Genomic DNA, 25,261 nt, shown 5'->3' with positions numbered 1-25,261 from the left:
TTTTACAAAAGAATTTTAAAACACGTTTAAAGAAAAACTTAAATTCTGTTAAAGTTAGTCAAAAAACAATACAAATAAAATTTAAGGTATGAGTTTAATGATCATTAATGCGCAAGCCGTTTCTACTTTTATAGCCGAAAATCTTCCATCGATTACAGGAAGTTCTTCTTTATCGTTTCCACACTCATTCGAAGCTATTAACTCTCTTTTAGACAAATACTTATGCAAGCAGCCTCCTTCTTCGGCTAAGAAGATGAGCGAACACTTTATCAAAAAATTAAAGATCAACCCTTCCAGCGAGTGGAAAGCCGAGGCTCAGAAAATCATTCACCTTTATTTGAATACCGTTGAAGATATAGAAATGAATGCAAGGCAAAGCTTGCAGCTGCTAGAAGACGAACTCAAGACTCTTTCTCTTTATGAAATCCGCTCCAAATACCAGAAAGTATTGCAGCTTGTGCTGCTTGAGAAGGCGGACCCCCTCTTTTTAAATTTTCTAAAGAAGCTTTATACTAAAGAAAGTGATGCGGCCATTCAGCAGGAAAGCGCAGGTCTGAAAAAAAGCATCGTTGATCAATTTGGTTGGGTACCTGTCTATCGGGATGAAATGCTCCGTTTGCTCGTGCAAGCCAAGCAAGATCACTTGCAGGAAAGAGGAATGGCTTTCAACTGTTACGTGGTGGATTACCGCGATTTGCCCTTCTTCCTGGAGCTTGCTGCGCAGCAAGCCGTCAAACAAGAAAATGCCAGCTTTCGCGTTTTAATTTTAGTGCGCAATGACGTTCACTACACGGCATTGGACTGCCATTTTACAAAAAAATACAAAAAAGCTGCTTTATTCTAGATGCCTCGCAAGACCCTAAGCATCTGACTTTAGATGCGCAGTTAACGGAAGCTGGATTTCGAGTTGCAATCGCGGGAACATCGGAAAATGACAAGATTCAATTCGACTATCGCAGCTGCTCCATTTTCTCCTTTGAGCATCTATTAGAAACAGGCAGCAAAGCGCACTGTTTCGAAGACATCATAAAATCCCCTCAATTTGATTCTAAAACGAGGCGTATCTCCTGGCTAGCTCTCGAGCCCAGTCTGATCACAAATTGCCAAAGTTTAGAATTCCTGCAAGACTACGAAACAATCCATCAATTGACATTGACAAAACAGATCGATGCTTCTCGAGCTGAAACGGAAAAAAATCTAGGCATCGAAACAAAGCTTGCACTCTACCAAAAGATAGCCATGGATATGCTTGAAAGCAACTCCAGGGAAGAAGCAACCCGAATCGCCAGAACGCATCCCTTTACAGCCATCTCCATGGGTACATGATTGACAGCACTAAATCCTCTCACAGACGTTTAGAATCGCTCTTCTCCCATGTAAGACAATTTTTATTGCATCGTTTGCGAAGCTCTTTTATGGTGTGAGGCAATTCACCATAAAAAGAGCTATCGCTATGAACGTTAAAGAAAAAATTATTTTTGATCTAGTCACGCAAAAAAATGTCGACCTCTGGCTAGAGGGTCAATACGATGAAGAAACTAAAGCCACTATCAGACAGCTCTTGCTTGAAGATCCCAAGCAGATCATCGACGCCTTCTTTACCAACCTAACCTTTGGAACAGGGGGGCTGCGTGGTATCATGGGGGTTGGCACCAACCGCATGAATTTTTATACCGTCCGAGCCGCCACACAAGGCCTTGCCAACTATATTCTCAAACAACCCAAAGAAGCCGGCAAAGAGTACGCCGTTTTTATCGGATACGACTCTCGCCACCACTCACGAGAGTTTGCAGAAGAAACCGCCAAAGTATTAGCCGGCAATGGTATTAGAGTCTATCTATTTAAAGATATACGCCCGACTCCACTCGTCTCTTTTGCTTGTCGCTATAAAAAATGCGTGGCAGCAGTAATGATCACCGCCTCTCATAATCCGCCTGAATACAATGGTTATAAAGTGTATTGGTCTGATGGTGCACAACTCGTTCCTCCACACGACTTAGGCGTCATCGCAGAAGCAGCTAAAATTACCGACCCCGCTCAAGTCAAGGCGGTAGACTCAGTCTCTAATCCCTTAATAGAGGAGATCGCGGGGGAAATTGATGAAGCCTATTTAAAAGACATCAATACTCTTCAAAATTATCCTCAAATTAACCAAAAAGAAGGGCATCGATTAAAAGTCGTTTATACGAGCCTGCATGGAACAGGAATTACCGTCGTCCCAAAAGCCTTAAAAGAGTGGGGCTTTACCCAACTAGCGTTTGTAGAACCACAAATTATTCCAGATGGCTCTTTTCCAACAATTCGCGTGCCAAATCCAGAAGAACACGCAGCTTTAAAGCTTGGAATCGATGTTATGCAGAAAACGCACAGCGACCTTTTGATTGCAAATGATCCGGATGCAGACCGCATGGGAGTTGCAGTTGCTTACAACGGAGAAGCTGTATTATTAAATGGAAATCAAATCTGCGCCCTCCTGCTAGAACACGTATTGGAAGCGCTTACTAAACACAATCGGTTACCCTCTAAGGCAGCCTTCATCAAAACAATCGGGACGACCGAGCTCTTCCAGGCTATTTGCGATACCTACCAACGCCCCTGCTTCAACGTTCTGACAGGTTTTAAATACATCGCAGAGAAAATCCGTGAATGGGAAACTCTTCCCAACGGCTATCAATTCATCTTTGGCGGTGAAGAATCGTACGGCTACTTACTCGGAACCTATTCTCGGGATAAAGATGCTGTTGTCTGCAGTGCGCTAATTTGCGAATTAGCTCTCCAAGCCAAAATAGAAGGCAAAACGCTTGTAGATAAGCTTTACGATCTCTATCACAAGTATGGCATTTATCAAGAAAAACTGCTTTCTATCAACTTTGGTGAAACCAAAGAGGGTAAAGAGCAAATGACGCTTGGAATGCAGAAACTTCGTGCTTCCCATTTAGCAGACATCGTAGGCATCCCAGTTGTAGCAATCGAAGACTACGAAGCTTCAGCAAAGTTTCATTTAAAAACTGGCCAGACAGAACCAATCAACCTGCCCGTTTCGGATGTTCTCTTGTACTGGCTTGAAGACGGTACAAAAGTAATGGTCCGCCCTTCAGGCACCGAACCAAAAGTAAAAATCTACTGTGGCCTCGTTGAAAAGAGTTTTAATAGCATTTCAGAAGGAATTGAAGCTGCCCAAAAGAGATGCGATGTCATTCTTCTATTCATGAAAAATCACCTGATGTCTTAAGTTATAAGTGCTGAATGACAATCTCATTCAGCACACTCTCACACCTAGATTAGATGGGGTTGCTCAATTAACTCATTTAGCGTTAAATGTGTATCCATACCGTCATCCCCTTGGCTTTCATTGGCCAATCGCTTGCGGCACAAGCGAATGGCAGGGACGGCTTCCTGCAAAAATCCCAAGAATTTATGTGGGAGGCTCTCCATGGAACCAAGCTCCTTTTCAAGAGCTAAATATCTGGCCGGGCTTTTGCCTTCAAATGCGCTTACAACTTCTTCTGAAAAAGGATTGTCCGAAACAGAAATGTGTAATTGACCATTTGTATTGGTAGTTATAAGCAGCGATTTTTTTTCCATGGAAATGTGATCTTCAAGCACTTCGAATAGGACTAAAATTTGAATCAATGCTTGTTTAGAAAAGCCGCCTACGTTCTCAACTATTAAAAGTCTTCGTAAGGGTTCAATGTATAGATCTAAGGCTTTTGACTGGCTGGTAAGGTCATAGCAAATATTGACTATTCGCTCTAGTTGGAGCGGCGAATAAGGAAAGCCATTTTCAAAAGCCGTCAAATAAAAGTAACTGTATTGCGAGCGGTATTTATAACTGCAAATCCCAACACTCCTTGTCTGGTCACGACATAAATAGCGATAAAGCTCGCCAATGGCAAAAAGTTTATCTGGAGTGTCTCCGCACACTTCCCAATCGACTTTAACGTTAAATGGACTATAGAGAGCGATCGCTTTGGCATATAAACGATAAGCCTCGCTTCTATTGCCCACGATCCATAAAAAACGAGCCATAGAAACGGCTTCTCGCAAAGAGAGATCGTTCAATTTAGCTTGTGCATCCATGATTAAGCGACAAATGCCATCCACCATTTTTAGATCTTCGTTGAAGGCGATAAAGAGCTCTCCTAATTGCGACAAGGCTTCTATCGAAAAAAAAGAAAGCTCTTTGTGTTTCAGCTCTTTTAACAATGAAAAAATGATGGGAGGATATTTTACCTCTCCATATACCAATAAATCACCGGCAGATTCCCCGACGCCACCACCACTGCAAGCAAGAAAAAGTACGTAGATGGCCTGTTCAGGCATCAATGTTTTAAAAAGTTTTTCTAGGGCATCCAGCCTCCCATACTCAACAGTTGAATCATGCGCTAGGCTAAAATGCTCTTTTAATTGCTCCGCAATGTAGATCAATTCTTCCTTTTCGCCTCTCGCCGATAGGGTTGATCCAAGTCTCAAAAACAATTCATTTTTATTTTGCAGAAAGGCAGAAAACAATTGATCCATCCATGCTTTTTCACGCAAAATCCAGCGGGCTCCCTTGCCAATCGCTTCAACCCAATAAGCCTCACCATTGCCTTCTGCGCAATTCAACACAAAACCTTGCAAAGACAGATCTGAGGCTCCTTTTTGTTCAATTTTTTGCATATAGTCAATATAGCCGGCAATCCTTTGCATGTCCTCGTCAGAAATCCCAGTAAAACTTTTTTTTTCGATCACCAGCTCGTCAAAGACCTTCAGCAAAGATTGCTGTTTTTTAATTGCATTTGTATAAGCCAAGGCTCTTTGCTCTTGCTTCAGCCGCGTTAAATGTTCAATTTTCCTTATTAAACAAACTTTATAATCTGCTTGATTGGCAAGATAATCAATTTTCTTTATTTCTTCTTTAATGGCTCCTTTTTGCACAAGAGGTGCATGATGCAATACTGTGTGGAAGAAAATAGGGCATGAACTAATTGGAAAATGGCGGCCCAGAATAAGCGCTCCTTGCACTTCATGCTCACGACATGCAGGATCGAAAGTTGGATGCAGGAGCCTTTGAAACGTTCGAGATAAAAAGTATCCCCATTTCTGAGAATGGGCACGCGCATTTATTCGCATATCTGGCCATGGTGTTTCCATTCCCTCTTGTAGGGCTATCACTTGCCATGCGTGCTCACTCAAATCTTTATAAGCGCGCGAAACTCTCTCGATATTTAATAAGTTGATCCGATCTAAAAAACTAACAATTACTCCCCAACAATCAACTGGTATTTCAACTCTTACAGCTGGTATTTCAACTCTTAAACGCCTCTTTTTAGTTTGCGGCACTACCGTTTCTTCGTACTTTCTTTTAAGCCAAGAGACGGACGGATCATGTGCCACTAAAGAGACCTGATTATTCGTTACAGATGGAACCATTTTTCACCTTAATTACATGCTTAAACAAGGAATGAAAGAGCCGGTCGAATGGATTGACTCTTTTTGAGTATTTTGATGATGCAGTACAGAAGCTGCCTATCTTACGATCAGCCATCAAAGCTGAGAAGGATTTCTCTAAAATTAATGAAAACAGCTGTCAATTCTTAGTTTTTATGGAATAAATCACAATTTAAATCGCCGAATTTGAATAGACACCTTTAAACATGCAAGGCTGGCTTAATTTTCCTTTGACTTTTCCCTCAGTTTCTAAAAACTGCGGGTTTTAAAATCATCGGCTCTGGCAGGTAAAATAAGATAAAAAGAGGGCAGTTGATGAAGCTTATGAAAAACGAAAGCAGTGCCAACTAACAGGTGTTCCTTTTTGAACGGCCTGTCTCAGCTCCAGCCCGATGATATTGTCAATCTCTTTGGGCGGCAGCCCCTTGCTTGGCCTAACCGATCTAACATGGCGGGGTTGGACAATATCCCCCTCAACTAAATCTTCCACAAAGTAAAGCGAGGGACGATGAGAGAGAGTTGTCTTTTCAGCTTTTAAAGGGGCATATTGTATATTTCCAAGAGCCTCCCAAGCCCGTTTACTCTCTGTTACGAGCATTTCAAATTCATGCGGTTCAAGAGAAAAAGCGCTATCTACTCCCCCCTCTTCACGTGCACGAGTCAGGTGCTTTTCAATCACACAGCTACCAAGAGCAATGGCTGCAACTGGAACTCCAAGCCCAAGCGTATGATCAGACAACCCAACCAAGGTATTGAAGCAGGCAGATAAATGAGGAATCGCGCGCAAATTAATATCGACCGGTTTGGCTGGGTACGCAGCCGTGCATTTAAGCAAAATGATCTCATTGCAGCCGCCATGACGAGCCGTTTCAACAGCCTCTCCAATTTCTACGAGCGTCGCTGCCCCAGTTGAAATGATCATAGGCTTGCCTTTAGAGGCAACTTTTTTAATCAAAGGCAAATCGACAATTTCTGGCGATGCAATTTTATAGCATGGAACCTGAAGAGTCTCTAGAAAGTCCACGGCCGTTTCATCGAAAGGCGTGCTGAAGACTATTAAACCAAGTTCATTACAGCGCTGAAAAAGGGGTTGATGCCACTCCCAAGGCATATAGGCTTCCTGATAAAGATCGTAGAGATTGCTACCTGCCCATAAACTTGTTGGCTCTGTAATCAGAAATTCCCCTCCCCTCACATTCAATGTAATTGTGTCGGGAGTATAGGTTTGGAATTTGACGGCATGAACGCCAGCCTTAGCAGCCTCTTCCACCAATTGCAGGGCACGCTCAAGCGATCCATTATGATTGGCCGATACTTCAGCTATAATGAAAGGAGGATGAGCGGGTCCGATTTTGACCGTTCCAATCGTAACTTCTTGCATGATGTGCCTCTTCTATGAACTCAGTTTTCTTTTTCGCTCAACTAGCCTGCGGAGGTTTGTTAGTCGGTTTTCTTCTAAAAGGACGCTTGGAAGAAGATGCTGGTTTTTCAGGAGGTGGAGTTCCGATCCAGGCAGCTTCCTGCTTAATTTGCTTTAAAATCGTTGTCACGAACGTTAACTCTTTAGGCGTCACGAGTGAAACGACAACTCCTGCCTTATCGTAACGCCCTGTACGGCCCGAACGATGCACATAGACATCGGGATCATGCGGTAATTGATAAATAAATACATGGCTCACCCGAGAAAAATCCAATCCACGCGCAACAACATCGGTAGCAACGAGAAAGCGAATTTTACCCGATCGAAACTTATTTGTGACAATGGTTCGAATATCTTGCCCAAGCCCTGCATGCAAGAAATCAACTCCATCCAGTTTAGACTGCAGCGCACGGCATACCTTCTCTACCTGGAAGCGTGAATGACAGAAAATGATGGCCTGCGTTGGCTGCATCTCTTTGATAAGGTAAGCAAGCTCTTGATCCCGATGATGGGCTGAACAATAAACAAAACGGTGATCGATTTGCTTGGGGCTTGCTTGGTCGGCAATGAGATTGACCTCTTGCGGGTCTTTCATGTGATGCTTTGCTAGGCGACGAATTGCAGCTGGCATAGTCGCAGAAAAAAGGAGTGTTTGATGCGAATGGACAAGGCACTGAATGATAAAATCCAAGTCGTCGTAAAATCCCATACTCAGCATCTCATCGGCTTCATCTAAAATCAACGTTTCCACGTCGGACAAATCGATCTGCCTTGAATAAATGAAGTCGATTAAACGACCAGGCGTTGCTACCAAAACCTGTACACCGTGTTTGAGCTTCGATTGCTGCAAAGAAGGATCTTCCCCTCCGAAAATAGCAAAAGCCTTCACATTTTTATACTTCCCAATCTTTTGAGCTTCTGTTGCGTACTGTAAAGCTAATTCCCTAGTTGGAACAATGATTAAAGCCTGAATGGCTGTACGAGCCGTATCGACCCGGTTACAAATGGGTATGGCGCAAGTAGCCGTCTTGCCTGATCCCGTTTGGGAAAGGGCAATTAAGTCTTGATTCTTTTGAATGAGGGGAATGGCGTGGACTTGAATGGGAGAAGGCTCTTTAAAATTCATCTTCTCCAAAGCTTTTAAAATAAGGGGATCTAAATTAAAGCGGGTAAATCCACTCTCTGCTTGGGTTGGTTCTGCTAGCGATTCTTCTTTAGGTTCTTCTTGATGCATGATTCTCTTTTAATAAGGTTGCGCGGAGCGATTCTCTCCGCAATTATTTTTTTTTATGATAGCGGTGGTCCAACTGGGAAGCCAGGCAGAAAGACGTGTTAAAAACCGGTATTTCCAATCAATAATCGTTAAGGGCTTCAGATTTTGCACCTGCTTCCAGATTTCACGCGCAACGAAATCAGCGCTCATCACACCGACTTTTTTTTCACGCTGAGTCTGTCCCGCTCGCTTGCTAAAACTTGTCTTAACCATTCCAGGACATATTGTCAATATGCGGACACCATATTTTTTCACCTCGTCATCCAACCCTTGCGAAAATTGGTTGACAAAGGCCTTTGAAGCGGCATAAATCGCCATATTGGGTATCACCTGAAACGCTGCAGCAGATGAAACATTAAAAACAATGCCTTCCTTTCCATCAGAAATGAGCGTACGAGCAGCCTCCAAAGTAAGCTCTGTAACGGCCGTGACATTGACCTCTATCATCATTTCCTGCTCCTCGGTCGGATAGGTCAATGCCTCACCGTATAATCCAAAGCCTGCATTGTTAATGACAAGGTCAGGACCATATTCGTGAATGAGAGCCATTACTTTTTGACGCCCATTGGATGTAGAAAGGTCTGCTTCGATGGCTTGCAAGACAATTTGAGGCGAAAGTTGTTGTACAAGAGCGTCTAATCGATGCCTATCGCGCCCCGTAATCAATAGAGATAACCCTTTTTGGGCAAACAGAAAACATAAGGCCTCACCAATTCCTGACGTTGCACCAGTTACAAGAGCCAGGCGGTGCTTCATCAGGTACTCTCCTCGATGTGGGAGCGCACTTTTTTCTCTGGCGCCGGATATTTAATGCGGGAATGGCCTGCAGCCAATAAGGTTTTAACCAGGGCTTTTTTCACCATGGAAACCTCTTCAAAAGTGAGGAGGCATTGATCAAATTGACCATCATCCACTTTTTCCCGCACTAAGCGGTCGACAAGGGCCATCAAAGTATCTTCATTCACCTTGTCAAGCGAACGGGAAGCAGCTTCAAATGAATCAGCGATCATGATAATGCCAGACTCTTTGCTGCGCGGCTTTGGGCCGGCATAGCGGAATTCCCTTTCATCGACTTGGCTCTTATCACTGCCCATTTTTTCCACTTGCTTACGATAAAAATAGTAGACCAGTGTTGTTCCATGGTGTTCTTTAATAATGTCGATGATAGGCTCCGGTAGCCCAGCCTCTCGAGCCATTGCCACCCCTTCTGGAACGTGAGCCATGATGACTTGAGCAGATTCTTGAGGAGTCAGGAGCTGATGAATATTGACTTCCCCCAGCTGATTTTCTGTAAAGTACTGAGAAGTAGCCATTTTACCAATGTCATGATACAGCGTCGCTACACGACAAAACAATCCATTAGCACCAATAGAAAGCGCTGAAGCCTCCGCTAAATTACCCACTACAACAGAGTGCTGATATGTGCCTGGAGCTTCTATGGTCAGGCGGCGCAAAAGGTCATTATTGGGATCCATGTACTCCATCAATGTAACATCGGTCATGATGCCAAAACCTGATTCAAGCAGCGGCAATAATCCTACTACTAAAATGGCCGTCAAAAGCATAAAAAAACAGGCACTTAAAATGTCAGTAATCACTGAAAAATGGCCAATCGTATTGTTGTAGAGATGCAAAGCTATAATGGCTATGACACAGCAGATCCAGGCATTGAGGCAAACGAGAAAAATCTCTTTTCTTCTCCGAAGAGAATGGACGCTTAAAACAGCAACGAGCGAGGCCGTTACGTTTAGAACAAGAAACCCTTCCCATTCAAAAGCCAGGGCAATCGCCGATACTATAGCTAGAAATCCCGTTGCAAAAGTCGCAACGGCTGGATTAATCAGACTGCAAATCAGAATCGCCGCTAAAGGCACAAACAGCGGGTATCTAATCATTTCGATGAGATTGTTTTTGGAGCTTAACAAAAAAAATTCTGTCAACTTCGATAGTCCCAAGGTAAGGATCAAAATGGTGATCAGCAAAAACAGCTTCCGATTGGAGGCTAAAACACGCGGCTGGTTCGTCTGAAAATACGCTAGGAAAATGCCAATGAAAAGAAGCGTCAGTAAAAGCGTCCCAAATAGAGTCAATGGATGAGATAAATTGCGGCTAATGCCAAGCTCGCTCTTCATGGCTTGCAACATGGACACATGCCTTGAAGTCACCTTTTCTCCCTGATCAATGATGCGGTTACCCGCATTGATATGGGTGAGCTTTTCTGGAACTAGACTTTGGATTCTTTTACGTAAAAGCCGCTGTGCTGGAATATCCTCTTCAATGTGCCAATGACCATGCTTAAAGAATTCTACAATGAGAGCGGCAATTAAAGGATTATAACTGGATGCCGGTAAATTCTCTTTCTGAAGAGTCTCCCAAATGGACGAAGGTAAAACCACCTGCTCTAGCAAGGTATTTGGAGTATAGATTTGGTAATGGGCCGTCGAAAGTCCCATCGATCCCATTTTTTCTAGCGTCCTTGGATCAGTAAAGCGAAGATCTATCATCGCCTTTTCCATGACATCCGTGGCGCGATATAGTTCGTCAAAGGTTCCATTTTCAGCATGTTCATGCCACGCCTGATTGTAGAGCAGAAAGTTTTCGAATTCAATCCGCTTCTGTCGAATATCTCTTTGCGATAGCTGGTAGATTTTTCCAATATCGCGGATGGAATCCTGCTTTAAAATCAGGGTCGCTTCTTCATCCGGGAAATCAAAGTTGACTTGAGAGACGATATAGCCAGGAGCAATGCTTCCAAGCTCAAGCACCTCCACTTGAACTTCGCGAAAATGCAAAAATGAGAACAGGCTGAAAGCAAACACGCAAATGATCAAATACTGGATCGCTTTACTCTTGTCAAAAAAACCCTGCTCTCCAGAAAACTTCAATTCCTGCTGGTTTTCAAAAATACTATTTCTGTCAGGCATTCGTGTTAAAACCTTTCACTCATTCTATTAGTGTCTACATCAAATACCAGAAAAATTGACTTTGGGCGACAAAAAAATTGTGCTGTTAGCGGTAGGATTCATCTTAAATGACTTGCAATTGTCAGCTTCGGAAATGTTGCCACAGATGAAAAATCAATTTTGCGGGTACTGTATCTTTTACCATACCACATGATTGAATTGGCTAGTAGTAAAACAATAACCCCGATTTTAGAGACCGCCCATGGTAAACCTTAGCAAGGAGAGTCTTAAATCAGAGCGGCCTCTAACAGTCTACATATCTTAACTTCATGAGACTGTTCCCAACTTCTTTAAAACGGCCTCAATGCCTCGCATTTTTTTTAAGTCAGGCTAAACTTAATCAATAACCTCTAAATCAAAAGTTTAATCAGGCTTCAGACTTGCGTTATTTATTAGCAATGAGCCAAACTAAGTCTATACCAAACCCTCTCCTTTCCGACCTCACTAAATTACTGGATTTAAAGGGTTAATAGTATTAAAGTAATTTAAAAAATGAGATTGATTGTACCCAAATGATGAATAAATCCCTCTCTTGGACTCCTACAGTAATCATCCCCTTGCTGCTTCTAGCCCTTTATACACCCTGGTCTTCCCAAGTAGATTTAGCAGTCAGTCATTGGTTTTATCAAGGGGAGAGCTTTGACACCTCGCGTTATTTTTCATGGATCTACCACTATGCCATTTTTCCGGCTTGGATAGCAGTCGGCCTAGCCCTTTTAGGTTGGATAGCCTCTTATTTCTTACCCCATTGGAAAACTCTAAGGCGCGGCAGCCTATATCTTATCCTTGTGCTGAGCCTTGGATCTGGGCTTATCGTCCATGCCATTTTAAAAGATCATTGGGGCCGTCCTCGTCCCAAGCAAATCATAGAATTTGGAGGAGAGCAAACTTTTCGCCCCTACTATGAGCCCCGTTTTTCCCATTCAAACGAGCCCTCCAAATCTTTCCCCTGCGGTCATGCTACAGTCGGCTTTTTATTTTTTTAGCTTTATTTTCTTGGGAAAGTACTATCAAAATCGCAAGCTTTATCAAGCGGGATGGATCTTAACACTCTTTCTTGGCGGTGCTTTGAGTCTTGCACGCATCGCACAAGGGGGGCATTTTCTCTCCGATATTCTTGTCTCTGCCCTAATCATGTGGCTAACGGCTGCTGGACTCTATCAATTATTGTTAAATAGCGATTCATCATGAAAGGACTCACACCTAGGCAGCGAGACATTCTTCTTTTCATCCAGCAATTCATCGATACAAATCGCTACTCTCCAAGCTACCGAGAAATTATGCGCCATTTTGGCTTTACTTCTCCAGGTTCAGTCTATAAACACATTCAAACCCTTCAACGTAAGGGATTGCTTACTGCCGAAAAACAATGCAGCCGCTCTCTCATGCCGGCAGCTTCTACAGTCAACTCAAACTTCAAACAAGAGGTTGGGCTTCCCTTGATCGGCCACATCATGGCCGGCTATCCGATTGAAATGTTCATTCAATCCCAAACCATCGCAGTGCCTGCCTCACTCGTGCATAACCCGGATAACACCTATATTTTACAGGTTCAAGGTGATAGTTTTCACGAAGAACTGATTCAAGATGGGGACCTTCTCTTGGTAGAAGCACGCCCAAATGTCCAAGCAGGCGAAACAATTGTTGGACTCATCAACCAGCACGACACAATCATTAAGCGCTATTTTCCAGAAGGGCACTATATTCGTTTAGAAAGCACGCATTCCCATCAACAGCCCTTAACTTTGAGACACGAACACTTATCTATTCAAGGTATTCTAACCGGACTCATGCGCGCCTTTTAAATGAGTACCCTTAAATCAAACGTCAACTGCGCTTAATAGCCTTACAATGTTGCCTACTAAATTGATGCTCTACCTCTTACAATTAAGGAGTTTATTTATGCTGTCACCTAACAATCTTTCCACTCTTATAGTTGAATATGAAAAAAGCACCTCGGGTGATTATACGTCTTTATTTGATTCCAAGGGTGGGTATCCCATCATCACGTCGAAAGGCTGGACGCTTGCAAAGGAGTGCAAAAGCTCATTGCAGACAACCAAATCCAAGGGCAACAAATTAACCTTTTCCAATCGCGAAGACTATTTTAAATTCTTGGCTCAAGCTATCTTAGAAGAAGGAAATCAACTCGCTAACAATGTTCAAAGCATACAAAAACTGGTCATACGCTTTAATATCGAGTGGACTTTGGCGCAGAAAGGGAAAAACGGCAATTTCATGGATAAAAGTGTAAACCCGATCCTCTTTAATTCTAAAAATAAAATGTTTGATTGGCTCTCCAATTTCTTTCCAACTCTCATCTTTTGCAGCGCTTCAAAAACTATTTTTAGCTGCGTCGAAACTGCTTACAAAGCCCATACGACCACAACCCAACACTCCAAGGCGTTTCAGGAGTTGGCCAAATCTATGGATCCCAATAAAGCTAAAAAAATCAACTCTCCTATGATGGAGCGCTCAGATGAACATCGATTAAAGACAATGAAGGTCATGATTCAGATCAAGTTTTCCCAAAACCCCATTCTGACCGACTGGCTCGCTCAAACGACAGTGGAACTGGTTGAGCATACGGATAACTCGTTTTGGGGAGATGGTTCTAAGACAGCCGAAAAAGGAAATGGATCGAATTATTTGGGAAAAATCCTCATGAACTACAGAAGAACTTTAAATGAAGCAGATGAGTATGAAGGCACTGATACGGCAGTTGATGATCTCAATTAACGCCTTAGCAATAGGATGAGAAAGCCTGCAAGGCTTTCTCATCCTTAATGAATGCAAATGTCAAATCTAGTTGGTCTTATAAACAGGTGTAAAAGGAATAACAGGAGGGTCCATTTTTAAGGACATTCCTCTTTTTCTTCCTATCCCTTCTTGCATAGTCGACACGGATGGCCGATTGGCCTCGTCTGAATAGTCCACAGGCACTGTAGTTCCATAACTAAATGAGTTAGCTCTTTTTTTTAAGATTGAAGGACTCTCCTGTTTAAGAGCCTCTTCTTCCCCTTGCTTGCGCTCCAAGGCCTCTTTTTTGCCATAAGTAAAGGAATGCGCCCTCCCTCTCAAAAACACCTCGGGAACATCTGAAGAACTTTGGCTCGAAGACTCTTGCTTCTGCCTTGGGCTTGGATAAACGGAGCCCGTCACAAGAGCACCTGGAAAAGATACATCGTTTGGAATCTTATGATCATTTATGATAGTCCCCCTCGTGCTTGCCCCATCCTTTTCTCCACTCCAAAAGAGTTCGTTTAACTGCATTGCAAAATGAGGGCCGACTTTGTCAGCAACAGTTGGAATCCTTTCATGTTCGGCAATGTGCAATAAGGTTCCCCCTTTTGAATACTTTTTGCACTCATTGACAATGCGCTGAACCGCAGTGTCTGTCATATAGGGAACCACCACAAAGATATGAGGCATTTTAATCGTTGCATGATTTGGATGCCTTTTAGTAATCTCAGTCATGGCTTGAAAAATACTTACAACGTGTTCTTGAATCTGCTGGCCAGAATAGGAGCCATCATCTGTCAAAACAACATTGCTTGGAAATTTGAGATCTTCCGGATTTTGTCCCTTAACGATCGTTTCCAATGTATCTAAATATTGCACAAATACCCGTGCCTGCTTATCGCCCAAATGGAGATGGCGAGTAGGAATCACTCCCAACCGATAAGCCAATTCTGCCACCCATTGATTACTCTTATTTTTTTCGACCAGGACAACAAAATCCTTATCTTTTAACTTGTTTAATTGCTCATTGAAATCATTAACCGAAACCTTCAAAGCACGCATAAATCGTGTAAATGAAACATGATCCACGCTATTAATTAATGCCTCTAATGCCTCATGATATTCTACATCGTGAGCCTTGATCCACTTGCGCGCATTCCCTTTATCCACTCCCCGATTACCAAGAAAGACTAAATCTGGCGCGTTAGTATCGATTGTGGCGTAATATGTGTTTAATTGATCCGACAATGGTATCATTGGCTATCCTTGTTTTAAAATAATAAAACTACAATTATATCAGTTATAAAATGGCAATCAATAGTAAATAAATAGCTTTAAGAGCCATTTAAAAGCCATTTTAGCCACCATTTTTTATATGACTATTAGTAAACTCATCTAAAAAGCTAGATTTGCATGAAAATACAAAAAAAAGGGAATTTTACACAATTCATATCGTTTAATAACATAGAAATATAAGAATTAAAATAGGTTATATTAAGAGAGAAGAACTAATTAATTATTTAATCGTTTCCATGCCGGCAAGCTTAAAGGTAGCCTTTAATTCGCCATAAAGTTACCTTTAAGCCATTGCCAAATCATTCATCAAGTTGACTTCAGGCACGATTCTAAACACCTGCATTGCGAATTGATTTTCGGCTATCGATGTCATAACAGATGAGTGCAAAGCATTCGTCCTAAATGGCTTGCTTAAATTTATTTCTCCACTGATTTAATTGCCTTTTATCAACCATAGCGAGGATTCTTCAATCTTGTCACTTAAAAGACAACGCATGGAAATAATCAACAGTTAACAAACAGATATATTTAATAGTTGTATTAAAGGAGTGTCTTCATGCAAGCAGCAAATCTATGTTTCCTTCTCCTTCAATATGAAGGTAAATATCAAAGCGATTATAGCCATTTCTTAGAGGCTCAAACAGGCTATCCCATTATATCTAATAAAGGCTGGACGTTCGCAAAAGATTTTAGAACCTCTTTATCGTTTAACGTTGAAAGGCTAACGTTCAAAAATAAAAATGACTACTTCCTTTTCTTAGCACAGGCTCTTTTAAAAGAGGGACATGCGATTGCCAGTGAAATTACAGGCGTGGAAAAATTGGTGAAGCGTTTTAACAGAGAATGGACATTTGCGCAGAAAGGCAAAAGCAGCCCTCATTCCGAAAGAAAGGCCGCTCAAATATTTTTTAATTCGAAGCACAGGACTCACCAATGGCTTTCAAATTTCTTTTTTTCTTTAATCTACTGCAAGGATAAAAAAGTTATTTTTGGTTGTGTGGAGACGGCTTATAAAGCCCACATGGCAGCGAGATTAGATAATAAGGGCTTTCAAGAATTGGCCCAATCTCTCGAACCGGGTAAGGCAAAAAAAATCCGCACTACGACAACCGAGCTTGTGAAACAAGATAAATTAAAAACCATGGCCTCGCTCATTCATCTGAAATTCTCACAAAATGAGGTATTGCAGGATTGGCTTATACAGACAGATCAAGAGCTAATAGAACACACTGATAACAACTTTTGGGGCGATGGTTCTAGCGATCCGCATGAAAGAGGGAATGGAGAAAATCACTTAGGCAAAATTCTCATGTGCGAGAGGGCCTATTTGAAAGCCTTTTCTATCATGGAGCCTGTTCTGGATGATTGCATTGACGGGGCCGAGATAACTGGAGAATAGCTTTCAACCAATCTTTTATATTCATATCAATCAAAGAAGGCAAGCCTAGCAATCAGGCCCTATGATCTGGGCAGGCTTGCAACTGAAAAATGCATAAATCTCATTTTACATTGAACTTCGTACCATTATATTCCTGAAACTCCAAGCGTGCTTGAAAAAGAAGTTGTATAGGATAGACGAGATGGCTGTTTTTTTCTGGAAAGTTGATTAAATGCTTCCAACAAGCAGGAGAAGTAATCACAATAATCGAGCCTTGAGGTAGTTGATTCCACTTTGATTTGCCCCACAATTGCCTTTCAGAGCAATCGATGGCTTCATTTCCGAAGCCCCCACAGCAGCTTTTAGAAAAAGGAACTGGCCGGATGGTCAGGCCTTCTATTTGACGCAGCAATTGTAGAATCGGATCATTATCCCCTTTGCTGGTTTGACCGCAATAGGGCTGATAGTAAACAGTGCATGGATCGATAACGAGCCGTCTTTTTTGTTCGACTAGCCTGTGTAAGATCCAGGCATAGAGATCCCCCTCTACTTTCCTACGCTCCGGGTTTTGATTCGTGATAAAGCTCTGACAACTTTGTCCAAGAAAATAGGCTTCTTTCGGCAGCCAATCTAAAAAAGTTTCGACTCGTTTGCCTTGATGAATGATTGCCTGCTGCTTAATTTTCCCTAAACCAACGGCCTCTTCTCCAGCCTGCGTACATTTATCCAAAATAGCACCACAGCACGGCTGATTGTCGTCTATTAAGACACGATATCCCAGTCGGTTAATAAATTGAACCGCCTGTTCAATCAAGTCGTGATTAAATAAGTCCTGCATGCAACTCACAACCAAGGTAATGGCTTTTCTAAAACCTTCTTGCTCGATCTTCTTTTTAAATCGTCCCTTAGATAGCCTTAGAAATGGATGGTGATAAGCCAGCCACCACATTCCATAGCCTCTCCAAAAAATACTTCCAATCCGATAGGCAAGCGTTGACCATTTTCCATAATGCGTAGAGGATAGTGAAGAATCTGACCTTAAATCAACCCGCAGTTCTTGAACTGCTTGACGAATCTGTCGATAAGGAACGGCGATAGGGCAGCTCATTTCACAGCTTTGGCAGCCCAGGCACTGATCAAAAGTTGTAAGAGCCGCGGAATGAGGTTGAACCTTTCCATTCATAAAATCTCGTGCTAAACGGATACGTCCTCGTGGAGAGTCATGCTCCCACCCCGTTTCTTGAAATGTCAGGCAGGAATCGGAGCATATTCCACAATGTGTACAAGCCGACTGCCATTCATCGAGCAGCGAAAGTTTTAATTCTAACGACTCCGGATCCATTTTTTTTCATCACGCTTTTAATTGTTTAAACAGTTCCAAAACCGTTTTTTCCACTCTGCCGGTTCGTCAATAGTATCATTGTGAGAAAATGGATGAACAAACCACGATTGATCCGTTAAACCATGATACCAGCAATAACCTGCCAACTCTTTTCGTTCAGTCTCTTCCCTGCATTTGATTGGTTGAAACTGAAAGCGCTGCTGCTCAAAAAACTTTCTTAGCTGGCAAAGCCTGTCGCTCGTTTCTGCCCGTGCAAACTCTGGACAAAGGCTCGAAAACGTCTTCATCTCTTCCTTGGAACCTGAAATTTGAGCCAAAAGAAATCCTTTTTGCAAAGGATCATTTGGAATCACAAGATCTAAACGCTCCCACGTAGCCGTCAAAGAGCGCAAGCGATCAAACTGCTTCCACAGCTCGTCTCGCTTAAGAAAAGACCAGTTTAGCAAGAGACGCTCCGGCGGAATGGGATACGCTTTAAAGAGCACCTTCACAAGCACGGCTTTCAAATTGCGAAGCCCCCAAATAAGCTGAGACAAGCAAGGCCCGCCCATCCCAGGCAGCCCCCTTCCCCATTTGACAATGCCGCCATCGCCATTAACCCATTCAACTTGCAATAATCTTTCAGACAAAGCTTCTTGCCGCAAGAATAGTCCCATAGGAGGAGCCTCTAACAAGAATGAAGCGATTGAATGATGGCGTCCGGCCAAATCCTCCAGCCCTAACTCATACTTCTCTTCAAGGAGTTTGCTCTGCAATTGGAACAAGTTGGAGCCTGCCCCCACCGCGATGTGTCCATCACCTTGCCACTCTGCTTGCGAAAACGAGCGAACGGAAATCCAAACACCTTTCTCTGCAATATCGCCTTGTTCTTGATTTTGAACGGCATAGGAGACTTGTTCGGTTTTTAGAAGGTAAAGGAGGGCTGACAGCTTTGAGAGAGTTTTTGGAGCGAATAAATAAGATATGCAAGTTTCTGATCGCCATTCCAAGCGCTCCTGGCTATCCAGCAATTGATTAATGGATTGCCAAGGTGTATGCGCGCCTGGCTTTTCGTAGATTGCTAGCATCATTCGCTCCTCATCACACGCTGCTCGATGCTTTTCCCAATCTCTGGAAAGAAGTGATCTTTTGCAAAAAGTTGGAATGGATCGAAAGCCATTTGCAGATGTCTTAAAAAACGAATCTCTTCTTCTTTGATAAAAGGAGGCAAATAGGGCCTTAGCAATTTACCGATTCCATGAGCACTAATTAAAAAGCCTTCTACAGATTCTAACCACTCAATCCACAATAATAAAAAATGCGCAATAGATCGATTGAAGTCATACAAATCTTTGTCAGAGCATAGCTGTAGGTGGATTGCACCGGACCACACATCTGCCCAAACAAGCAAGCGGAGTTCAAGCTCTTTCGTACACTCCTCAGCAAATTCAATACCCTTTGGCAGTGCTGTTGGCTTGCAAGCGCTGCTAATTAAAATGAACTGCTTTGCACTTGTTTGCGGATAAAATGGCCGGAAAGGTGAATCTACAACAGCTGCTTCGCACTGTTTAATAATGTAATCGAGGGCCGGAGCAACTCGCCACTCTTCCCCTTCTAAGTGAAAGGTAAACCGATTATTCTGCCAAGACAAACCAACTAGAGCTTGATAGTGCTGCAATACTGGAAGCTGAATGAATAGGGATTTCCACGGCAGCTGGCAAACAGCCTGCAGGCGTTTTTCAGGCCTGCGCATCAGCTGCAATTCCAAGCGGATGACAATTCCAAATATCCCTTCAGTTCCACACATGAGCTGGAATGGAACGTCTAATACCTCTCCTTTTCCATCAACAATCGTCACTGACCGAATACATTGAAAAAGAGGACGCCCCCGCTGGTGATAGCCTTTTGCGTGGCAGCTCAGACAACCGGCTAACCCTGCAGCACCGCTCGTTGCCATTTCTAAAGGTAGCCACCACCCGCCAGCTTCAGCTAACGCATTGAGTTCATCTGGAGTCACGCCAGGCTCAATGGTTGCTTTTCCATCCTGGCTTTGATAATGCAAAATTGACTTAAAGTGCCCTGTCAAAACAAGAACCCCTTCAGGCGGCGCAACAGACGCGCCGGTCAAAGAAGTCCCTCCGCATCTAACCCTAACAGGAATATTTTCTTGGGAGCAGGCTTGAATAAAAGGAGCAATATCCCCTGTAGTATAGGGACGAAAAACGAGCAGCGGAAGGAGGGTATGCATGTGCTGGCTGTCTCTGTCATAGCAGGCCAGCCATTCGGGCTCTTCATCTGCCGATAAAAATTCCCCCCTGCCAACAAAAGCTTCTCGCAAGAGCCTGTAGCGCTTTAAAAGGGGTGGCATTTGCGCGTTTCCCAGCAGATAAATCGATTGAGGGGAATCTGATTTACAAGATTCGGAAGACGAAAGAGTGGTCATTCCGCTCTTAGTCCTCTTCCAACTCATCTGGCTCAGGCTCAAACTCTTCTAGCGTTTTCGACCGCCTTCCAGCCACAACGCGAATGACGGCTAAGACCAATGCTACGATAATATATCCCCAAGATAGCGCTGCAAAGACTAAAGCAAAGTGATGAAGAATCCCATAGAAAATTAAAACAGCGCTTAACACAGTCAGGAAAACAAGACGAAAAGAAGACACTCGGATTTCTAAGCTTTTAATGCTCGGAAATTTCCAACGACTTACCATGCAGTAGCCAACCAACATAAGCATGATAGATAAAATCCACGTTTGCGCAGTGTTCGATAAATGGCTCATCCAAGGAATGTCGCTTTCAAATAAGAAGAGATTTAATGACACTGCTGCCGCTGCTGCTGCAGGAATTGGCAAACCCGTGAAATGCTTTTTGTGCGCGATAGCAAGCTCTGCATTACTCTTAGCTTCCAATGCAGCCACGTTGAACCGGACTAAGCGCAACACGCCGCACAAAGAAAAAATAATTGCCGCCATGGTGACTAAAAAAGAGAGCTGCGTACCTGGTACAACCGATAAGCTTTTCAAAATAATGACGGAAGGGGCAACTCCAAATGAAATCGCATCCGCCAAAGAGTCAAATACTCCACCAAATTCGCTCTCGGCCTTAATAGCCCTCGCAACGGCTCCGTCCAGCAAGTCAGCAAAAGCTGCCAATAATAAAATCGCTGTAACAGCCGTTAAAATTTGGGGAGTCGCCTCACCAATGCCAGTCATATTCATTTTAAAAATGACAAATAAACCACACGACAACCCAAATGCCGTGATCACATTGGGCAATAAATAAATTTTTTTCAGCTTTTGTGGATTCATGCTCAGCTCTTTTCCCTCCCTATCCTACAAACATACTCGACCCTTAGCGGACTCCTCATGGATAGCTGTCATCAGTCTATATAAAATTCTTATTTATTAATACTAGAAATCCTGCCCGTTAGTTATACACAAAGCCACTAAAATTAATAAACAAAAGAACGTAAAATTTTTATTTGACTTTTCTTTATAATTGTTTATACATAAAGCATCTGAAGGATTGACTTTTAGATCCTTTCCAGCCGGGGCTGGCGCTCTTATCGTTTTAATAACGAATGGGAATACGGTGGCTTAATCAATGCTAGAGAGTATGAGAAGAACTAAAAGCCAGTTTTCCAGCAGTTCCTTCACAAGCTGGAATGAATGTTCGAGTAGAGTTAGAAAGGAACCTGTCTTATTTAAACACTTTGAGCTGTCTTTGAAAATGGAGGTCATATGTTACGTTGGGCGTTAACCTTTTTGATTATCGCAATCATTGCCGCTATTTTTGGCTTTGGTGGAGTAGCTGCAACAGCCAGTGGAATTGCACAAATACTCTTCTACCTTTTCCTCGTTTTGTTCTTAATTTCACTTCTCTTTGGACTCCTTGGCCGCAAAGGTCCGCCAGCCGTTTGAATGCTCATAAGGTTAAAAAGGGCATTTTAGGATTAACAAGGCAAGAGCATTGATTGTCTTTCTTCAAGAGGGAAGTGCATATTTCCCTTTTTTCATGAAAATTGAAGCTTATTTTCCTCATGGCCCTTACACATTGTTCTCAGAAATAGTTATTCTCTGCAGGAGCTTTCGCGTTGCCCAAAAGCCCATTTTCAGGTATTTTGTGTACATATTAAATGCAGGATCTCCAAACATGATTGCCAAGCCTTCTCGCCTTAATACCGTTGGTCAAACCTACAACCACTTCAAAGTAACAAAAGCCATAGAGATTCCCGAACTACAGTGTTTTTTGCGCGAACTCATTCACGAGCCTAGCGGCGCACGTGTCATGCATATTGGCAATGAGGATCCAGAAAATTTATTTTGTCTTTCTTTTCAAACTCTGCCTCACAATTCCAATGGCGTTGCACATATTTTAGAGCATACCGTTCTTTGCGGATCAAAAAAATTCCCTGTAAAAGATCCTTTCTTTGCCATGAATAGACGTAGCTTAAATACGTTCATGAATGCTTTAACAGGAGCTGACTTCACCTGTTATCCAGCTGCTTCTCAAGTACATAAAGACTTCTATAATCTTTTAGAGGTCTATCTTGATGCAGTCTTTCATCCAAACATTAAAGAACTTAGTTTTGCACAGGAAGGGCATCGCTTAGAATTTTCCAATCCAACCGATTCGAGTTCGCTTCTGGAATACAAAGGAATCGTCTATAATGAGATGAAAGGAGCTCTTTCTTCACCAAGTGCACGCCTTGCAGAAGCCATTAATGCCGGCTTATTTCCAGATATTACCTATGGCGTCAATTCAGGGGGTGATCCCGAAGCCATTCCAAGCCTTACCTACCAAGAACTCCTGGAATTTTACCATACATTTTATCACCCCAGCCGCTGCCTCTTCTTTTTTTATGGCAATATGCCCTTAGAGGGACACTTAGACTTTATTGCCGCTCAAACTTTAAATCAAACTGAGAGCACACCTCCTCTTCCGCCGATCCCATTTCAGCCGCGTTTTAAAGAACCTCGCTACTTAGATTTAACCTATCCGATTGCTCCAGAAGAGGAGATAACAGACAAAACACTTTTAGCTTATGGGTGGCTAACCTGCCATATATTAGAGCAAGAAGATGTATTGGCTTTAAATATTTTAGAAATCATTTTAATGGATACAGATGCCTCTCCTTTAAAAAAGGTTCTTTTAAAGTCAGGTTGGTGCAAACAAGCCAACTCATTTATCGACATCGAACTCAATGAAATTCCTTGGGGAGTCATCTTAAAGGGATGCAATCCTGAACGAGCCGATGATTTGGAAAAGCTGATCAAAGACACGTTGCGAGAGATTGCAAGAACGGGAATCTCCATCCAGACAATCGAAAATGCCATTCATCAGCTCGAATTTTACCGCAGTGAAATCACTGGCGATCATGCCCCATTTGGCTTATCGCTGTTTATGCGATCGGGCTTGTTAAAGCAACATGGAGCCGAGCCTGAGCAAGGATTGATGATTCACTCGCTCTTTAATCAAGTTCGCAAGCGTACCTTATCCGATCCCCATTACTTCAGCCATCTCATTCAAAAATATCTTCTAGATAATCCCCATTTCGTGCGTATCGTCATGAGGCCCGACAAAACCTTAGGAGCCAAGGAAGCCGAGCAAGAAAGGTATCAATTAGAAACGATCAAAGCGTCTTTATCCGGGCAGCAAATCCAGGCACTGATCGAAAAAGCAGAAATGCTTTCGAACTTTCAAAAAGAGCAGGAAGAAGAAGACATTGAAATTTTACCGAAAGTCTCCTTGCAAGACATTCCTCTGACTGCGCGCGATTATCCTTTGCATCAAGAAAAAGTCGGCCATTTAACAACTTTTCACTACCCGGTTTTTACCAATGACATTGTTTACGCCGATCTCATCTACGACTTACCCGCTTTATCAGAAGAGGACCTCCCTTACCTACGGCTCTTAACGGTCATTTTAACCCAGGTCGGATGTGGTAATCGAGACTACGCAGAAAATCTCGATTATATTCAAGGTCACACAGGGGGAATTGGAGCTGGAATCAGCTTAAATCTGCAGGCGAACAATTATAACCAGTTTACGCCTACATTTCATTTGAGAGGAAAGGCCTTGCATCGCAAAGCCTCTAAACTTTTTCCATTGATGCTCGACACGATCACATCGGCTCATGTGGATAACCTGGCTCGCTTCAAGGAAATCCTGTTGAAGCACTTTACCGGCATGGAAAGCCGACTAAATCAGAGTGCCCTCAAATACGCGATCAATTTATCGGCCAGTGCGCTTAATACAGCTTCTAAAGTCGCCAATGATCTTTACGGCCTCAATTACTACTGGAAAATCCGGGATATTGTTAAAGATCTTGATAAGCAAGGACCTTACGTGCTAGCCAAACTGCAAGACATTCAGCAAAGAGTGACCTGTTTAGAAAATCCCCATCTTGTTTTAAGCTGCAATAGCGCTACTTACGATGAATTAAAGGGACATGGCTTCTACGGACTCAAAGACATTGAAATGCGGCCGTTTAATCATTGGAAAGGCAATTTCCCTCTGTCTCCTGTTCCATCTCAAGGACGCATGATAGCTTCTCCTGTGGCTTTTATTGGCAAAGTGTTTCCGACTCTTTCCTATACCAACCCAGACGCACCCGCCTTAAATATTGCAGCCTTTTTATTCGATAATTTGACGCTGCATGCACGTATCCGCGAACAAGGCGGAGCCTATGGTGGTGGGGCGGTCAGCAATCCCATGTCAGGCAATTTCTATTTTTACTCTTATCGAGATCCAAACGTGCTGAGCACTTTTAAAGCTTTTCAGGAGTCCATCGATACAATCATCAAAGGGGAATTTGACGATTCCGATTTAGAAGAAGCTAAATTTGAAATGATTCAGACTTTAGACTCTCCAATCTCTCCCGGCAGCCGTGCAGAATTAGCCTATGGCTGGTTGCGCGAAGGAAAAACGCTGGAAGTGCGCCAAGCCTTCAGGACAAAACTCCTTAGCCTTACCAAAGAAGATGTGATGGGTGCAGTCAAACGGGTCATTACCCCGCAAATGGATAAAGGAGCCTCTGTCGTTTTCGCAGGCAAAGAATTACTCGAAAAAGCCAATCATGAACTGCAAGAAGGAGGCTACTCTCCCCTTATCATTGAAGGGATTTAAACCTTAGTTCCTGATGGCACATCAACAAAGATTAAAAAAACAAAAGTCTAGGGGTAAACCTTTCCTAAGAGCTCTTATTATTTTTTATTCCGTTACCCACAGTTCGCTAATCACTCACTATGGGCTTTAAAATCAGTCGGCCTAAAGGCCTCTCATACATCTGCCTCCAAACGGGCTGCTGGATAGAAATTTGTCAAATCTGATTCTTCCTATCCAAGCCCACTCTTTTTGTTAACGTCTATGAAGTAAAGTGAACGCGTGTTGGAGGCCTTTAGGCCGACTGATTTCATAGCCCACGTGACGTAAT

20 protein-coding genes are annotated in these 25,261 nt (G+C 42.8%); 10 read left to right on the top strand and 10 right to left on the bottom strand.

The annotated features are described in order from the left end of the window. Window positions 1-97: 97 nt before the first annotated feature. The 3 genes from PNK_RS02960 to PNK_RS02950 all read left to right on the top strand — a co-directional run bounded on the left by PNK_RS02960 (window position 98) and on the right by PNK_RS02950 (window position 3,232). The gene (locus PNK_RS02960) at window positions 98-844 is read left to right on the top strand and encodes a hypothetical protein (RefSeq protein WP_059060211.1); all 747 of its coding nucleotides are present in this window, start codon (window positions 98-100) and stop codon (window positions 842-844) included. A 302-nt stretch (window positions 845-1,146) separates the two neighbouring features. Then, window positions 1,147-1,326: a hypothetical protein gene (locus PNK_RS13585; protein ID WP_059060210.1), complete on the top strand. Its 180-nt coding sequence runs from the start codon at window positions 1,147-1,149 to the stop codon at window positions 1,324-1,326. A gap of 127 nt (window positions 1,327-1,453) precedes the next feature. Next, window positions 1,454-3,232, top strand: a complete 1,779-nt coding sequence (locus PNK_RS02950; RefSeq protein WP_059060209.1) for a phospho-sugar mutase — start codon at window positions 1,454-1,456, stop codon at window positions 3,230-3,232. A 44-nt stretch (window positions 3,233-3,276) separates the two neighbouring features. Here PNK_RS02950 and PNK_RS02945 read toward each other — a convergent pair whose 3' ends face one another. From PNK_RS02945 to PNK_RS02925, 5 genes are all read right to left on the bottom strand, one after another. Beyond that, window positions 3,277-5,415: a hypothetical protein gene (locus tag PNK_RS02945; RefSeq protein ID WP_059060208.1), complete on the bottom strand. Its 2,139-nt coding sequence runs from the start codon at window positions 5,413-5,415 to the stop codon at window positions 3,277-3,279. A gap of 340 nt (window positions 5,416-5,755) precedes the next feature. Continuing rightward, complete coding sequence (gene pseI / locus PNK_RS02940; RefSeq protein ID WP_059060207.1) at window positions 5,756-6,814, bottom strand: pseudaminic acid synthase; 1,059 nt, start codon at window positions 6,812-6,814, stop codon at window positions 5,756-5,758. Between the two features lie 37 nt (window positions 6,815-6,851). After that, window positions 6,852-8,087 carry a DEAD/DEAH box helicase gene (locus PNK_RS02935; RefSeq protein ID WP_051981882.1) on the bottom strand — a complete coding sequence of 412 codons (1,236 nt, stop codon included), beginning with the start codon at window positions 8,085-8,087 and terminating at the stop codon, window positions 6,852-6,854. A 9-nt stretch (window positions 8,088-8,096) separates the two neighbouring features. Continuing rightward, complete coding sequence (locus tag PNK_RS02930) at window positions 8,097-8,882, bottom strand: SDR family NAD(P)-dependent oxidoreductase (protein WP_059060205.1); 786 nt, start codon at window positions 8,880-8,882, stop codon at window positions 8,097-8,099. Next, window positions 8,882-11,050 (bottom strand): HD family phosphohydrolase, encoded by a 2,169-nt coding sequence (locus PNK_RS02925; RefSeq protein ID WP_059060204.1) that lies wholly within the window; start codon window positions 11,048-11,050, stop codon window positions 8,882-8,884. Before PNK_RS02925 ends, PNK_RS02930 begins: the two co-directional genes overlap by 1 nt. 551 nt (window positions 11,051-11,601) lie before the next feature. On the opposite strand from PNK_RS02925, the gene PNK_RS02920 reads away from it, so the two are divergent. From PNK_RS02920 to PNK_RS02905, 4 genes are all read left to right on the top strand, one after another. Further along, on the top strand, window positions 11,602-12,075 hold the full coding sequence (locus PNK_RS02920) for a phosphatase PAP2 family protein (protein ID WP_079992782.1): 474 nt from the start codon (window positions 11,602-11,604) through the stop codon (window positions 12,073-12,075). Between the two features lie 10 nt (window positions 12,076-12,085). Continuing rightward, on the top strand, window positions 12,086-12,280 hold the full coding sequence (locus tag PNK_RS02915; protein WP_231909278.1) for a phosphatase PAP2 family protein: 195 nt from the start codon (window positions 12,086-12,088) through the stop codon (window positions 12,278-12,280). Continuing rightward, window positions 12,277-12,894, top strand: a complete 618-nt coding sequence (gene lexA, locus PNK_RS02910) for a transcriptional repressor LexA (RefSeq protein ID WP_059060198.1) — start codon at window positions 12,277-12,279, stop codon at window positions 12,892-12,894. The genes PNK_RS02915 and lexA overlap by 4 nt, the downstream gene beginning before the upstream one ends. Window positions 12,895-12,991: 97 nt before the next feature. Beyond that, complete coding sequence (locus PNK_RS02905) at window positions 12,992-13,828, top strand: NADAR family protein (protein WP_059060196.1); 837 nt, start codon at window positions 12,992-12,994, stop codon at window positions 13,826-13,828. 66 nt (window positions 13,829-13,894) lie between these two features. Here PNK_RS02905 and PNK_RS02900 read toward each other — a convergent pair whose 3' ends face one another. Beyond that, a complete protein-coding gene (locus PNK_RS02900) occupies window positions 13,895-15,088 on the bottom strand; it encodes a hypothetical protein (RefSeq protein WP_059060194.1) in 1,194 nt (397 codons plus the stop codon). 595 nt (window positions 15,089-15,683) lie between these two features. On the opposite strand from PNK_RS02900, the gene PNK_RS02895 reads away from it, so the two are divergent. Next, complete coding sequence (locus PNK_RS02895) at window positions 15,684-16,526, top strand: NADAR family protein (RefSeq protein WP_059060192.1); 843 nt, start codon at window positions 15,684-15,686, stop codon at window positions 16,524-16,526. Between the two features lie 100 nt (window positions 16,527-16,626). Here the strand turns inward: PNK_RS02895 and PNK_RS02890 are convergent, their stop codons facing one another. The 4 genes from PNK_RS02890 to PNK_RS02875 are packed head-to-tail and all read right to left on the bottom strand — an operon-like array spanning window position 16,627 to window position 21,134. Then, on the bottom strand, window positions 16,627-17,847 hold the full coding sequence (locus tag PNK_RS02890; protein ID WP_059060190.1) for a (Fe-S)-binding protein: 1,221 nt from the start codon (window positions 17,845-17,847) through the stop codon (window positions 16,627-16,629). 17 nt (window positions 17,848-17,864) lie between these two features. Next, window positions 17,865-18,917 (bottom strand): hypothetical protein, encoded by a 1,053-nt coding sequence (locus tag PNK_RS02885; RefSeq protein ID WP_158021674.1) that lies wholly within the window; start codon window positions 18,915-18,917, stop codon window positions 17,865-17,867. Continuing rightward, complete coding sequence (locus PNK_RS02880) at window positions 18,914-20,269, bottom strand: FAD-binding oxidoreductase (protein ID WP_059060187.1); 1,356 nt, start codon at window positions 20,267-20,269, stop codon at window positions 18,914-18,916. The genes PNK_RS02885 and PNK_RS02880 overlap by 4 nt, the downstream gene beginning before the upstream one ends. A 7-nt stretch (window positions 20,270-20,276) precedes the next feature. After that, complete coding sequence (locus PNK_RS02875; RefSeq protein ID WP_059060185.1) at window positions 20,277-21,134, bottom strand: CDP-alcohol phosphatidyltransferase family protein; 858 nt, start codon at window positions 21,132-21,134, stop codon at window positions 20,277-20,279. 432 nt (window positions 21,135-21,566) lie between these two features. Here PNK_RS02875 and PNK_RS02870 point away from each other — a divergent pair, with 432 nt between their 5' ends. Both PNK_RS02870 and PNK_RS02865 read left to right on the top strand, forming a co-directional pair. After that, window positions 21,567-21,746, top strand: coding sequence for a DUF1328 family protein (locus tag PNK_RS02870; RefSeq protein WP_032125151.1), 180 nt, complete (start codon window positions 21,567-21,569; stop codon window positions 21,744-21,746). A 202-nt stretch (window positions 21,747-21,948) separates the two neighbouring features. Then, window positions 21,949-24,954, top strand: a complete 3,006-nt coding sequence (locus tag PNK_RS02865; RefSeq protein WP_231909277.1) for an insulinase family protein — start codon at window positions 21,949-21,951, stop codon at window positions 24,952-24,954. The last annotated feature ends 307 nt before the right edge of the window (window positions 24,955-25,261 follow it).

Origin of the sequence: Candidatus Protochlamydia naegleriophila, assembly GCF_001499655.1 — a bacterium.
GTDB lineage: Bacteria > Chlamydiota > Chlamydiia > Chlamydiales > Parachlamydiaceae > Protochlamydia > Protochlamydia naegleriophila.
Note: the sequence above shows the minus strand (reverse complement) of the source record. Positions and strands in the feature narration are given on the sequence as shown.